The sequence below is a fragment of the Enterovirga sp. genome (genome assembly GCF_035325185.1).
Lineage (GTDB): Bacteria > Pseudomonadota > Alphaproteobacteria > Rhizobiales > Beijerinckiaceae > Enterovirga.
Genome location: NZ_DAOLAJ010000096.1, coordinates 962 through 13,391, shown reverse-complemented (window position 1 = coordinate 13,391; position 12,430 = coordinate 962). Strand labels below are relative to the sequence as shown.

16 protein-coding genes are annotated in these 12,430 nt (G+C 66.4%); all 16 read left to right on the top strand.

Features of this window, described 5'->3' with window-relative positions:
- The coding region (locus PKD06_RS15690) for an Ig-like domain-containing protein (RefSeq protein ID WP_324381695.1) at window positions 1–2,232 on the top strand (2,232 nt) is incomplete at its 5' end.
- A 273-nt stretch (window positions 2,233–2,505) separates the two neighbouring features.
- Window positions 2,506–3,393 carry a flagellar motor stator protein MotA gene (gene motA, locus PKD06_RS15685; RefSeq protein ID WP_324381693.1) on the top strand — a complete coding sequence of 296 codons (888 nt, stop codon included), beginning with the start codon at window positions 2,506–2,508 and terminating at the stop codon, window positions 3,391–3,393.
- Between the two features lies 1 nt (window position 3,394).
- Window positions 3,395–4,345, top strand: a complete 951-nt coding sequence (locus PKD06_RS15680; RefSeq protein WP_324381691.1) for a FliM/FliN family flagellar motor switch protein — start codon at window positions 3,395–3,397, stop codon at window positions 4,343–4,345.
- Window positions 4,329–4,655: a hypothetical protein gene (locus PKD06_RS15675; protein ID WP_324381689.1), complete on the top strand. Its 327-nt coding sequence runs from the start codon at window positions 4,329–4,331 to the stop codon at window positions 4,653–4,655. The genes PKD06_RS15680 and PKD06_RS15675 overlap by 17 nt, the downstream gene beginning before the upstream one ends.
- 12 nt (window positions 4,656–4,667) lie before the next feature.
- On the top strand, window positions 4,668–5,045 hold the full coding sequence (gene fliN / locus PKD06_RS15670) for a flagellar motor switch protein FliN (protein WP_324381687.1): 378 nt from the start codon (window positions 4,668–4,670) through the stop codon (window positions 5,043–5,045).
- A gap of 9 nt (window positions 5,046–5,054) precedes the next feature.
- Window positions 5,055–6,083 carry a flagellar motor switch protein FliG gene (locus PKD06_RS15665; RefSeq protein WP_324381685.1) on the top strand — a complete coding sequence of 343 codons (1,029 nt, stop codon included), beginning with the start codon at window positions 5,055–5,057 and terminating at the stop codon, window positions 6,081–6,083.
- A 10-nt stretch (window positions 6,084–6,093) separates the two neighbouring features.
- Window positions 6,094–7,173 (top strand): flagellar biosynthesis protein FlhB, encoded by a 1,080-nt coding sequence (gene flhB, locus PKD06_RS15660; protein ID WP_324381683.1) that lies wholly within the window; start codon window positions 6,094–6,096, stop codon window positions 7,171–7,173.
- On the top strand, window positions 7,157–7,639 hold the full coding sequence (locus PKD06_RS15655; RefSeq protein ID WP_324381681.1) for a hypothetical protein: 483 nt from the start codon (window positions 7,157–7,159) through the stop codon (window positions 7,637–7,639). The genes flhB and PKD06_RS15655 overlap by 17 nt, the downstream gene beginning before the upstream one ends.
- A gap of 76 nt (window positions 7,640–7,715) precedes the next feature.
- Window positions 7,716–8,096: a flagellar basal body protein gene (locus PKD06_RS15650; protein WP_324381679.1), complete on the top strand. Its 381-nt coding sequence runs from the start codon at window positions 7,716–7,718 to the stop codon at window positions 8,094–8,096.
- Window positions 8,096–8,512 (top strand): flagellar basal body rod protein FlgC, encoded by a 417-nt coding sequence (gene flgC / locus PKD06_RS15645; RefSeq protein WP_324381697.1) that lies wholly within the window; start codon window positions 8,096–8,098, stop codon window positions 8,510–8,512. The genes PKD06_RS15650 and flgC overlap by 1 nt, the downstream gene beginning before the upstream one ends.
- Window positions 8,512–8,814 (top strand): flagellar hook-basal body complex protein FliE, encoded by a 303-nt coding sequence (locus PKD06_RS15640; protein ID WP_324381677.1) that lies wholly within the window; start codon window positions 8,512–8,514, stop codon window positions 8,812–8,814. Before flgC ends, PKD06_RS15640 begins: the two co-directional genes overlap by 1 nt.
- Window positions 8,815–8,826: 12 nt before the next feature.
- Window positions 8,827–9,615, top strand: coding sequence for a flagellar basal-body rod protein FlgG (flgG, locus tag PKD06_RS15635; RefSeq protein WP_324381675.1), 789 nt, complete (start codon window positions 8,827–8,829; stop codon window positions 9,613–9,615).
- Between the two features lie 8 nt (window positions 9,616–9,623).
- A complete protein-coding gene (flgA, locus tag PKD06_RS15630) occupies window positions 9,624–10,103 on the top strand; it encodes a flagellar basal body P-ring formation chaperone FlgA (RefSeq protein WP_324381673.1) in 480 nt (159 codons plus the stop codon).
- The gene (locus PKD06_RS15625; protein WP_324381671.1) at window positions 10,100–11,209 is read left to right on the top strand and encodes a flagellar basal body P-ring protein FlgI; all 1,110 of its coding nucleotides are present in this window, start codon (window positions 10,100–10,102) and stop codon (window positions 11,207–11,209) included. Before flgA ends, PKD06_RS15625 begins: the two co-directional genes overlap by 4 nt.
- A 9-nt stretch (window positions 11,210–11,218) precedes the next feature.
- Window positions 11,219–11,746, top strand: a complete 528-nt coding sequence (locus PKD06_RS15620; protein WP_324381669.1) for a MotE family protein — start codon at window positions 11,219–11,221, stop codon at window positions 11,744–11,746.
- Window positions 11,743–12,420 carry a flagellar basal body L-ring protein FlgH gene (locus PKD06_RS15615; protein ID WP_324381667.1) on the top strand — a complete coding sequence of 226 codons (678 nt, stop codon included), beginning with the start codon at window positions 11,743–11,745 and terminating at the stop codon, window positions 12,418–12,420. The genes PKD06_RS15620 and PKD06_RS15615 overlap by 4 nt, the downstream gene beginning before the upstream one ends.
- The last annotated feature ends 10 nt before the right edge of the window (window positions 12,421–12,430 follow it).

The window sequence follows — 12,430 nt, the reverse complement described above, 5'->3', positions numbered from 1 at the left end:
CGAGACAACTATCTAGATTTTGATAGTATCGTTGTTACTTACAGCGGAGTATTAAATAATCCTTATACAGGATACGAGGTAACTTTTGAATTTGTCATCGTAAACATGAATAATGCTATATATGATGGTCTTGGTGGAAACGATAGCATCAATCTGACTATTACGAACGATTTCGTCGTGCTGACAGACGTTATCGGTACGATTATGTTTTACAGTATTGAAAATTTCAATGGAGGACCAGGTAACGACATAATAATATTAGCGAATTCCGCAGTAACATATGGTGATGTTATTATTAGAGGCGCCGATGGGAAAGATATTCTATGGGCAAATAGCGGAAATGATTTAGTTCTTAGTGGTTCTGGGGAAGATATTATTGATGGAGGCGCGGGAAATGATCTTCTGTTCGGAGGAAATGGGAACGATTATATTTCCGGATGGACGGGAATGGATTCTCTTTTTGGGGGAGATGGGGATGATACGTTTATTTATAATCAGGATGCCGCATGGTCGATTGATTACACATTAGCGTCACTTGGTTCTGCGGCCCCTTTCGCGCAATACGTCAATCTCGGTGAAAAGAATCGCAGTTACGATTCGTTCCATGGGGACATCGATGAGGGGTTCTTGGTCAATGGAACCGGGATTGACACTTTGATCATGACGTCTGGTAACGATGTTCTTGTGGCTGGCGACACTTTGAGCCCAATGTATAATTATTTCACCCCCCGCGTAGCATATATCGACATCATTGAAGCGGGCGATGGGGACGACGTCGTCGATTTTACGGGTGAGAATACGGTCGCCGTAACAATCAATGGCGGCAAGGGCGACGATGCTCTGGCCGGGACGACGAATGCCGATACAATCGATGGTGGCGAGGATAATGACCTTATCTATGGTGGCAGGGGCAACGATATATTGAAGGGCGGATCTGGCGACGATACGTTTTATTTCGACATCGACGATGGTTCCGACACGATCAGCGATGCATCGGGTGACGACAAAATCATCTTTGGGGATGGAATCACATACGCTGCTCTGACGCTGACCAGATCGGGAAGCGATCTTTCCATCCAGGTCGGTTCGGATACCATTACAATCAGGGATCACTTCTCAACCGCCCACGATGGACGCATCGAAGTCTTGGAATTCAGCGATGAATCGACATTCGATCTCGGGAGCTATGACATTGATCCGACAGCCAACGACGATGCAGGCCAAGGCAATGAAGATGAAATCATCACGGGTAATGTTCTGAGCAATGACGTCGCCGGTATTGGCGACATTCTTGTTGCAGTTTCCCAGGACTTTACGACGGCAAAAGGCGGCAAGGTCATCCTGAATGCCAACGGGGCGTACAGTTACCAGGGCGCGGCCAATTTCAACGGAACCGACAGTTTCTCATACACGATAGGCGACAACAATGGCGGCACGGCGAGCGCAACCGTCTCCCTGACCATACTGTCCGTCAACGATAGCCCCGTGGCCGTCGACGATGTCTTCTCCGTCTATCGAAACGGCCAGGTGACCGGCAGCGTCCTGTCGAACGACACGGACATCGACGGCGGGACGCTGACCGTCCAGCCGGGCTCCTACGTCACCAGCCTCGGCGGCTCGATGGTGCTGAGTGTCAATGGCAGCTTCACCTATCTGCCGCCGAAGGGGTTCTTCGGCGGCCAGGACAGTTTCGACTACACCGCCCTCGACGGCCAGGGTGGCAGCGACGCCGGGACGGTGACGTTCAACGTCGTCCTTCCGTCGGGCGCCATCGTCGGCACGTCGGCTGGCAACAAACTGAAGGGCACCAGCAAGGGAGACCTGATTCTCGGCCTCGCCGGCAACGACAGGATCGACGCCGGGAAGGGAGATGACATCGTGGTCGGCGGTACCGGCAAGGACACGATCAAAGGCGGCAAGGGGGCCGACATGTTCGTCTTCGAGTCCGCCGGGGACAGCGCGGTGAAGCCGAAGCTGAGCGACCTGATTGCGGATTTCAAGCGTGGCCAGGGCGACCGGATCGACCTCTCCGCCATCGATCCACTGAACGCTTCCCGGGTCTTCGCATTCATCGGGAAGAAGAAGTTCAGCGGCGAGGCCGGGGAGCTTCGCTGGCAGAAAATGGGTAGCAACACCCTGGTCTCCGGCGACATCAACGGCGACGGGATTGCGGATATCGCCATCATGGTGGCAAAGGCCGGGGCGATGAAAGCCGCCGATTTCATCCTGTGAGATCATGCGTTCGGTCGGCGGAGGCAAGGACGAGGATACCTGATGGGTGCGGCGACCGGCCCTGATTGAAGGGGCACCGCGCGAAGCTCGTCCCCTATTTTCACCGCCGCGCATGGCGTGCAATGGGTGACCCCAATCCCTGCCAGAAGTCGTCCTCATGACCGATTGGAAGGAATCTCTGTCTATCGAGGCAATCGCCCCGATCCAGCCTCGCGCAAGCTCTCCGGGCGATGCAGTCAGGAGCGGAATCAGCGAAGCGGCGGAGCCTCCACCTTGGGCGTCCTCATCGGCCTTGTCATCGGCATCGGATCGTTGCTCGGCGGCTTCATCGCCATGGGCGGCCACCTCGAGGTGATCTGGCAGCCCTACGAGTTCGTCATCATCGGCGGCATCGCCCTCGGCGCCTTCATCATGGGCAACCCCATGTCGACCATCAAGGACGCCGCCAAGGGGTCGATGGAGGCGCTCTCCAACAAGGTGCCGAAGCGGAAGGATTTCCTCGAGCTCCTCAGCCTCCTCTTCGCGCTGATGCGCGACCTCCGCAGCCGGCCGCGGAACGAGGTCGAGGCGCATATCGACAACCCGCAGGAATCGCCGCTCTTCCAGCATTTCCCGTCGATCCTGAAGGACAAGGAGCTGACCCAGTTCGTCTGCGACTATGTCCGCCTGATCATCATCGGCAATGCCCGCTCCCATGAGATCGAGGGGCTGATGGAGCAGGAGATCAGCACGCTCCGGAAGCACAAGCTGAAGCCCTGCGGCGCCATGTCGACCATCTCGGAGGCGCTGCCGGCCCTCGGCATCTGCGCGGCGGTGCTCGGCATCGTCAAGGCGATGGGCGCGCTCGACGAGTCGCCCGAGGTGCTCGGCCACTACATCGGCGCCGCCCTCATCGGCACCTTCACCGGCATCTTCGTCTCCTATGCGGTGATCTCGCCGCTCGCCCAGAAGATCAAGCTCACCCGCGAGAAGCAGGTGCAGTCCTTCATCATCGTCAAGCAGACCCTCATCGCCTTCATGAACGGCGCCATGCCGCAGATCGCGCTGGAGCACGGCCGCAAGACCATCGCCTCGGCCGAGCGGCCGACCATCGACGAGGTCGAGAACGAGGCGATCTCGAACACGCCGCCGGCGGCGCCGGTCCTGGCGAAGGCGGCGTAGCATGGCCATTCTCGGCAAGACCGCCACCTCCCGCCTCGGCCGCCCCGACCTCCGCGAGCGCCTGGTCGAGGCCTCGAGCCTGACGCCGGAGCAGCTTCCGATGCTCCGCGTCATCTTCGACCGGGTCGGCAGCCAGCTCACCGAGCGCCTCCGCAAGCTCTCCTCGTCGCTGCCGCACTTCACCCTCAACGCCATCGAGACGGCGCGGATCGGCGCGACCCTCGACGCCCACGAGCTCAATGCCGTGGCCGGCGTCTTCCACGTTCCCGCCTGGGAGAACCGGGTCATCTGCGGCTTCGACCGCGACTTCATCTACACCATGATCGAGACGCTCTATGGCGGCGACGGCAGCGAGCGGCCGCTCGAGGATCTCCGCGCCTTCACCAACATCGAGCTGCAGGTCTGCCGCTTCCTCTTCGGCGAGGTCGGCCACGCCCTCCAGTCCGGCTTCGGCCTCGTCACCAATGCCCGCTTCGCCTTCGAGCGGGTCGAGACGCGGATGGACTTCGCCGGCGCCGGCAAGCGGAACGGCCCGGCCATCGTCGTCCGCTTCATCCTCCAGGCGCTCAACCGCGGCGGCGAGATGTTCGTCGTCATCCCGCAGGCGGCGCTGACGCCGCTCCGCCATTTCCTCTCCCGCATCGCCACGCGCGAGGAGAAGGCGCCGGACCCGGCCTGGGTCGGCCGCATCAAGGACGAGGTCGAGCGCACCGAGGTGCGCGTCCGCGCCGTCGTCGAATCGAAGGAGTTCACTCTCGGCGACATCGCGAAGCTCAGGGTCGGCCAGGTCCTGAAGCTGCCGGTGACGCCGCAGAGCCGCATCAAGGTCGAGAGCAACAGCCAGCCGCTCTTCTGGGCCTTCCTCGGCCAGAGCGACGGCCGCCATACGCTGTGCATCGACGAGGCGATCGACCAGGAGAGGGAGTTCATCAACGATGTCCTTGCTCGCTAACGTCGCCCTTGCCGCGGCGCTCGTCGCCACCTGCTTCACCGTCTGGCGCCTGCACGGCCGGCTCTCCCGCCTCGGCGGCGATCTCGCCACCTACCGCGAGGCGATCGCCGATTCGATCATCGCGCTCGAAAGCGCCCGCAGCGCCCTCCAGCTCGTCGTCGGCGAGGGCCGCGAGGCCGCCATGACGCTGGCGGTCCGCCTCGACGAGGTGCGCGCCGCCCCCGCCGCCGGCGGCGACGTCAACCAGGCCTTTGCCGCTTCCCTCCGCCGCATGCGCGCCTTCGCGCCGGCCGGCGAGGCGATCACCTAGGGAGTCACCGCGATGTCCTCGAGCTTCACCACTGACGGTCCCGCCGCCGGCCTGTCCGGCCGCCGCGACGACGTCCTCTTCGGCCAGAGCACGCTCAAGAAGGCGGGGGAGGGGGCCGACACGCCCCGCAACCTCGACGCCATCATGCGCATTCCGGTCGTGGTCCAGGTCATCCTCGGCCAGGCGACCATGCCGGTCGCCAACCTGATGAAGCTCGGCCGCGGTGCGGTCGTGCCGCTCGACCACAAGATCGGCGCGCCGGTCGACGTCGTCGTCAACGGCCGCGTCATCGCCCGCGGCGAGGTCGTCGTCCTCGAGGACGACAACGCCCGCTTCGGCGTATCGCTCACCGAGATCGCCGGCCCCCCGGGCTTCGCCTTCGGCGAGTAGGGACGGGGCATGCAGGATCACGCCACCGCACGGACGCTTCCCGGCCCGCCCCTCGACGGGCCGGAGCGCGTCGCCGCCATCCTGCTCTCCATGGGCAAGGAGGCCGCGGCGCGGCTGATGAAGCATTTCCAGCCGGACGAGATCCGGCTGATCACCCGCTCGGTCGCCGACCTGCCCCAGGTCCCGGCGCCGCAGATCAAGGCGCTGATCGAGGAGTTCGCCGCGAACTTCGCCGCCGGCGCGAGCCTCATCACCTCCTCCGGCGAGGTCGAGCGGATGCTGACCGGCATCCTGCCGAAGGAGCAGATCGACGAGATCCTCGGCGACCTCCGCGGCAGCCCGGAGCGCTCGATCTGGGAGCGCATTCCCGGCGTCAACGAGGGCGCCCTCGGCAGCTACCTCGCCAACGAGCACCCGCAGGCCGCCGCGGTCATCCTGTCGAAGGTCGATGCCGCCTGCGCCGCCCGCATCATCAGCCTGCTGCCCCAGAAGAAGCGCGACGGCATCATCCGCCGCATGCTCACCGTCCGCCCGCTGGTCGACGAGCCCCTCCGCCTCCTCGAGCGCACCCTCCAGCAGGAGTTCGCCACCACCTTCGCGAAGAACGCCGGCAACGACAGCCACGCGCGCATCGCCGACATCATCAACAAGCTCGACCGCGACAAGATGGAGCAGGTCCTCTCCGGCCTCGCCGAGACCCGGCCGAAGGCGGCGGAGCAGCTGAAGAGCATGCTCTTCACCTTCGAGGACATCGTGAAGCTCTCGACCAGGGACCGCACGGCCCTCTTCGACAAGGTGCCGAGCGACCGGGTCGTCGTCGCCCTCAAGGGCACCGCGCCGGAGCTCCGCGAGGGGCTCCTCTCGGCGCTCGCCTCGCGCGTCCGCCGCATGGTCGAGCAGGAGCTCACGAGCGGCGGGCCGTCGTCCGCCCGCGAGGTCGCCGATGCCCGGCGCCTGATCACCGACATCGCCATGGAGATGGCCGGCCGCGGCGAGATCGAGATCCGCGGCGGCCAGGACGAGGCGATGGTGGGCTGACCGGGTCGCCATGGCCGAGGAACAGGATCGCGAATCCAAGACCGAGGAGCCGACCCAGAAGCGCATCTCCGATGCGCTGGAGAAGGGCAACATCCCGCGTTCGCGCGAGGCCTCGATGTTCGCCTCGCTCCTCGGCATCCTCATCGTCGTCGGCTTCTTCGTCGGCCCGGGGGCCGGCCCGCTCGCCGGGCGGATGGCGCTCCTCCTCGACAATCCCGGCGACTTCCGCCTCGAGAGCGGCGCCGACGCCATCGGCCTGATGATGGCCTTCGGCATGCAGGCCGGGCTCTTCCTCCTGCCGATGATCGTCGTCCTCGCCGTCGCCGGCTTCGCCGCCTCCTTCTTCCAGAACGCGCCGCGCGTCACCACCGAGCAGATCCGGCCGAAGTTCTCGCGCATCTCGCCGGCCGGCGGCTGGAAGCGCATCTTCGGCAGCCAGGGACAGGTCGAGTTCCTGAAGTCGATGTTCAAGTTCGTCGCCGTCGGCGCCGTGGTCGCCATGATGCTGAACGGCGAGCGCGCCCCGGTGATCGATTCGATGTTCACCGACCCGGCCGCCGTGCCGGCGCTCATCCTCTCGCTCACCGTCCGTCTCGTCTCGGTCGTCTGCGTCACCATCGTCGTCATGGTCGCCGCCGACATCGTCTGGTCGCGGCTGCGCTGGCACCGGGACCTGCGCATGACGCGGCAGGAGCGCAAGGACGAGATGAAGCAGGCCCAGAGCGACCCGCTCGTCCGCGCGCGCCTCCGCTCGCTCGCCCGCGACCGCGCCCGCCGCTCGATGATCGCGGCCGTGCCGAAGGCGACCGTGGTCATCGCCAACCCGACCCACTTCGCCATCGCGCTCCGCTACGACCGCAAGGAGGGCGGGGCGCCGAAGGTCCTCGCCAAGGGCGCCGACCTCGTCGCGCTCCGCATCCGCGAGATCGCCACCAGCCACGGCGTCCCGATCGTCGAGGACAAGCCGCTCGCCCGCGCCCTCTACGACGCCGTCGAGGTCGACCAGATGATTCCGCCGGAGTTCTACCGCGCGGTCGCGAAGATCCTCTATTTCCTCTACGCGAGGCAGTCGCATGCAAAAGCGGTTTGACGGCAACATGCTCGTCAAGCGGCCGGCCAACGCCGCCGAGATTCTCGTCTACGAGAAGGTCCTCGCCGAGGGGCTCCGCGAGTTCCTGCAGGAGCTCGCCCTGGCCGATGGCGGCATCATCCTGTCCTGCGCCTGCGCCGGCAAGCACGCCAATCTCGGCGACATCATCGGCTCCTCGACCGAGTTCACCGTGCGCGAGGGCAGCCTCTCCTACGCCAACGACGCCGAGGTCGACTTCGACTGGGGCACGGCGCCGAAGGTCAGCCTCGGCATCGAGCTCCGCGACGAGCGCCTGACCGCCTTCTTCCGCGTCGTCTTCGGCGGCGACTTCGTCGGCGTCGACATCCGCGGCATCCATTTCGCCGAGCTCGACGGCGATTCCCGCGTCAATCTCCGCCGCTTCTCCGAAACGGTCGCCGGCGTCCGCCTGCCGCCGCGCCCGGCCGTCCGCCGCGCCGCCGTCTGAGCCGCGCCGCCAGCCGCTTGGCCAGCCTCGTGCAAGATTCGCCGCCTAGCTTGCCGGCAGGAACCCGGAGGCCGGCGTGCAACCAGTCTACCTCTTCGATCTTGCCGCGCGACACGCCGACTGGGCGTCGGTCCGCCAGGCGCTGGTCACCGGCAACATCGCCAACGCCAACACCGCCGGCTACCAGGCGGTGGACATCGAGCCCTTCAGCGCCGTCCTCAACTCGACCGGCGGCACCGCCATGGCGACCACGGCCCCCGGCCACATCGGCAACGCCGCGAACCCCGACGGCGGCAACCGCGTCGACGGCTACGGCGTGACCACGACCGGCGGCCCCGTCGCCCTCGACATGGAGCTCGTCAAGGCCGACGAGATCAACCGGGCCTACGCCCTCGACATGTCGATCCTGCGGTCCTTCCAGCGGATGCTGCTCGCCAGCGTGAGGACCGGCTCGTGATCGATCCCCTCCGCCTCGCCACCACCATCGCCGGCTCCGGCCTCCAGGCCGAGTCGCTCCGGCTCCGGGTCGTCGCCGAGAACATCGCCAACGCCAATTCGACCGGGTCGACGCCCGGCTCCGACCCCTATCAGCGCCAGACCGTCACCTTCGAGAGCGAGCTCGACCGGTTCTCCGGCGCCTCGACCGTCTCGGTCCGCGCGACCGGCGTCGACGACGCGCCCTTCAAGATCGAGCACGACCCGGGCAATCCGGCCGCCGACGCCGACGGCAACGTCAAGCTCCCCAACGTCAACATCCTGATCGAGATGGCCGACATGCGGGAGGCCAACCGCGCCTACGAGGCGAACCTGCAGATGGTCAAGCAGGCGCGGCTGATGACCAACATGACCATCGATCTTCTGAGGAACGGCTGATGATCGGAGCGATCTCGGGTATCGGGGGCGTCACGCAGGCCGATGGTCCGGCGCGGGTCGCCGGTCCGGCGAAGGTCGCCGCGGGCGCCGACTTCTCATCGGTCTTCGCCGACGTGGCGGCGAGCGCGGTGAACAGCCTCAAGGCGGGCGAGACGGCGGCGATCGGCGCCATCACCGGCACCGCCTCCGTCCAGCAGGTGGTGCAGGCGGTCATGAACGCCGAGCAGGCGCTCCAGACCGCCACGGCGCTCCGCGACAAGCTCGTCGCGGCGTACCAGGAAGTCAGCAGGATGCAGATCTAAGGGAGTTCAGTCATGCGTGCGCTGGCGATCGCTGCGACCGGAATGTCGGCGCAGCAGACCAATGTCGAGGTCATCGCGAACAACATCGCGAACATCAACACCACCGCCTTCAAGCGGGCGCGGGCCGAGTTCTCGGACCTCCTCTACCAGACCGAGCGCGCCGAGGGCGTGCCGAACCGGGGCGGCGCCGACATCGTCCCGGAGGGCGCCCGCATCGGCCTCGGCGTCAAGACCATCGGCGTCCGCAACCTCCACATCCAGGGCTCGCTCAGCCAGACCGGCAACCCGCTCGACCTCGCCATCAACGGCCGCGGCTGGTTCCAGATCACCGGCCCCGACGGCGAGACGCTCTACACCCGCGCCGGCTCCTTCAACAAGAACGCCGAGGGCACGCTGGTCACCAGCGACGGCTACGCGGTCGAGCCGCAGATCACCTTCCCCGACGACACCGTCGAGGTCATCGTCAACGAGTCCGGCGAGGTCTATGCGCGGGTCGCGAGCCAGACCGATCCGCAGCTCCTCGGTCAGCTCAACCTCGCCACCTTCGCCAACGACTCCGGCCTCTCGCCGCTCGGCAGCAACCTTTATCGCGAGACCACGGCGTCGGGTCAGCCGATCGCCGGCCTCGCCGGCGAGGACGGCTTCGGCTCGATCAACCAGGGCTATCTCGAGGATTCCAACGTCGACCCGATCAAGGAGATCACCGAGCTCATCTCGGCGCAGCGCGCCTACGAGATGAACTCCAAGATCATCCAGGCGGTCGACGAGATGGAAGGCACCGTCACCAAGGGCATCCGCTGAGCCGCGCCATGATCGCCCGCAAGACAGCCGTCCTCGCCCTCGCTGCCGTCCTCGCCCCCATCCTCGCGTTTGTCGCGACGGGAGCGTCCGCGGCGCCGCCGGTCGAGAGCCTGCCGGTCGCCGCGATCGTGATCTATCCGGGCGACGTCATCGATTCCTCGATGCTCGCCGAGGAGGAGTTTCCCCTCGGCACCTCCGACACCTATCCGGTCGTCGCCACCGCCGGCGAGCTCTCCGGCAAGGTGGCGAAGCGGACGCTCCTCCCCGGCAAGCTCATCGCCCGGAACGCGGTCGCCGAGCCCGAGCTCGTCACCCGCGGAAAGATGGTCGTCGCCGTCTTCGAGGAGGGCGCGCTCACCATGTCGACCACCGGCATGGCCCTCCAGTCCGGCGCCCTCGGCGACGGCATCCAGATCCGCAACGTCGACAGCGGCAAGGTGATCTTCGGCGTCGTCCAGCCCGACGGGACCGTCCGGATCGGCCGATGAGGCTCCTCTCTCTCGCCCTCGCCGCCGTCCTCTGCCTCGCCGCCGGCGATGCCGGCGCCTATACGCGCATCAAGGACATCACGACGGTCGTCGGCGCCCGCGACAACCAGCTCATCGGCTACGGCCTCGTCATCGGCCTCCAGGGCTCCGGCGATTCGATGCGGAACTCGCCGTTCACGCAGCAGTCGCTGCAGGCGATGTTCGACCGCCTCGGCGTCAACGTCACCCAGGAGAACCTCCGGGTCCGCAACGTCGCCGCCGTGATGGTCACCGCCAACCTCCCGCCCTTCGCCAACATCGGTACCCGCATCGACGTCAACGTCTCCTCGATCGGCGACGCGACCTCGCTGAACGGCGGCACGCTCCTGATGACGCCGCTGAACGGCGCCGACGGCCAGGTCTATGCGGTCGCCCAGGGCGCCATCCTCAGCTCCGGCTTCTCCGCCGCCGGTGTCGCCGCCTCGGTCAGCGAGGGCGTGCCGACCGACGGCCGCATCCCGAACGGGGCGACCGTCGAGAAGGAGGTCGCCGGCGACCTCGACGACCTGAAGACCCTGGTCCTCGACCTCCAGAATCCGGACTTCGCCACGGCGACCCTCATCGCCGACGTGATCAACTCCTTCGCCACCACCCAGTTCGGCAAGCCCGTCGCCCGCGAGCGCGACATGCGGACGGTGGCGCTCACGCGGCCCGCGAATATCAGCTCCGTCCGTTTCCTCGCCATGATCGGCGACCTCCTCGTCTATCCCGACGCGCCGGCGCGCGTCGTCATCAACCAGCGCACCGGCACCGTCGTCGTCGGCCAGGACGTGCGCATCTCGACCGTCGGCCTCACCCACGGCAGCCTCACCGTCCGCGTCGTCGAGACGCCGGTCGCGTCGCAGCCGTTGCCCTTCTCCTCGACCGGCCGCACCGTCGTCCTGCCGCGCACCCAGGTGACCGCCACCGAGCAGGACGGCCACATGGCGATCGTCGGCGGCGGCACCAGCCTCCAGACCCTCATCGACGGGCTCAACAAGCTCGGCCTCAAGCCGAGCGACATCATCGCCATCCTCCAGGCCATCAAGACCGCCGGCGCGCTCCAGGCCGAGCTCGTCATCCAGTAGGCGCCATCCATGACCGCACGCCGCTCCCTCGCCATCCTCCTCCTCGCCGCCGGCGCGATCCTTCCGGTGCTGCCGGCGGAGGGTGCGGACGGGGTGGCGCCCGCCGTCGCCGCGGAGACCACCGGTGCCGTCGGCGACAATGCCGAGCAGTATTGCCGCGCCATCGCCAGCGTCGCCGCCGATGCGCGCTACGCCCGGCAGGCCGAGGCCATCGCCGCCATGCAGAAGGAGCTCGACGACCGCATCGCGAAGCTCGACGCGAAGCGGGCCGAGGTCGAGGAGTGGGTCAAGCGCCGGCAGGAGATGCTCGACAAGGCCGACGCCGCGGTGGTCGCCATCTACTCGCAGATGCGCCCCGACGCCGCCTCCAAGCAGATCGCCGTCATGGATCCCGAGGCGGCCGCCGCGATCCTCGCCAAGCTCAGCCCGCGGACCGCGAGCGCCATCCTCAACGAGATGGATGCCGGCATCGCCGCCGCCCTGACCGACGTCATGGCCGGCCTCTCCAGCCTCAAGGGCGGGGGAGAGCAGGGATGATCCGCCGCGCCGTTCTCGTCCTCGCGCTCGCCGCCGCCGCGGCCGGCTGCAAGACGACCGAATCCTCGACCGCCCGCGCGACGCCGCCGCTCTCGCCGGTCGGCTCCGGCCTCTCGACCGAGACCGTCGCGCTTCCCGCCGCCTTCACCGCGCCGACCAAGCGCTCCTTCCACGGCCTCTGGGGCGGCAACAATCAGGGCCTCTTCGGCGATCTCCGCGCCCACAAGGTCGGCGACCTCGTCACCGTCATGATCGACATCAACGATCAGGCCCAGTTCGACAACGAGAGCGGCCGCAGCCGCGAGGCGGGCGTCAAGGCGACCGCCGGCGGCGGTGTCGAGTTCGGCGGCTTCGGCGCCGACGTGAAGGCGGGCGAGTTCGCCGGCAACCTCACCTTCGCCGGCAAGTCGTCGATGAAGGGCACCGGCTCCATCGGCCGCTCCGAGACGCTCCGGCTCCGCATCGCCGCGGTCGTCTCCGAGGTCCTGCCGAACGGCAACCTCGTGATCAGCGGCTCGCAGGAGGCGCGGGTCAACAAGGAGGTCCGCGTCCTCACCATCGCCGGCATCGTCCGGCCGATCGACATCTCGTCCTCGAACACGATCTTCTACGAGAAGATCGCCGAGGCGCGCATCTCCTATGGCGGCCGGGGGAAGCTCAGCGATGTTCAGTAAGTGGAAGCCG

Bases quoted from the DNA above. Each gene is read 5' to 3' on its own strand.
- fliN (WP_324381687.1), top strand. From the start codon at position 4,668: ATGTCCTCGAGCTTCACCACTGACGGTCCCGCCGCCGGCCTGTCCGGC.
- flgG (WP_324381675.1), top strand. From the start codon at position 8,827: ATGCGTGCGCTGGCGATCGCTGCGACCGGAATGTCGGCGCAGCAGACC.
- PKD06_RS15655 (WP_324381681.1), top strand. From the start codon at position 7,157: ATGCAAAAGCGGTTTGACGGCAACATGCTCGTCAAGCGGCCGGCCAAC.
- PKD06_RS15625 (WP_324381671.1), top strand. From the start codon at position 10,100: ATGAGGCTCCTCTCTCTCGCCCTCGCCGCCGTCCTCTGCCTCGCCGCC.
- flgA (WP_324381673.1), top strand. From the start codon at position 9,624: ATGATCGCCCGCAAGACAGCCGTCCTCGCCCTCGCTGCCGTCCTCGCC.
- PKD06_RS15675 (WP_324381689.1), top strand. From the start codon at position 4,329: ATGTCCTTGCTCGCTAACGTCGCCCTTGCCGCGGCGCTCGTCGCCACC.
- PKD06_RS15620 (WP_324381669.1), top strand. From the start codon at position 11,219: ATGACCGCACGCCGCTCCCTCGCCATCCTCCTCCTCGCCGCCGGCGCG.
- PKD06_RS15640 (WP_324381677.1), top strand. From the start codon at position 8,512: ATGATCGGAGCGATCTCGGGTATCGGGGGCGTCACGCAGGCCGATGGT.
- PKD06_RS15615 (WP_324381667.1), top strand. From the start codon at position 11,743: ATGATCCGCCGCGCCGTTCTCGTCCTCGCGCTCGCCGCCGCCGCGGCC.
- PKD06_RS15680 (WP_324381691.1), top strand. From the start codon at position 3,395: ATGGCCATTCTCGGCAAGACCGCCACCTCCCGCCTCGGCCGCCCCGAC.
- PKD06_RS15665 (WP_324381685.1), top strand. From the start codon at position 5,055: ATGCAGGATCACGCCACCGCACGGACGCTTCCCGGCCCGCCCCTCGAC.
- flhB (WP_324381683.1), top strand. From the start codon at position 6,094: ATGGCCGAGGAACAGGATCGCGAATCCAAGACCGAGGAGCCGACCCAG.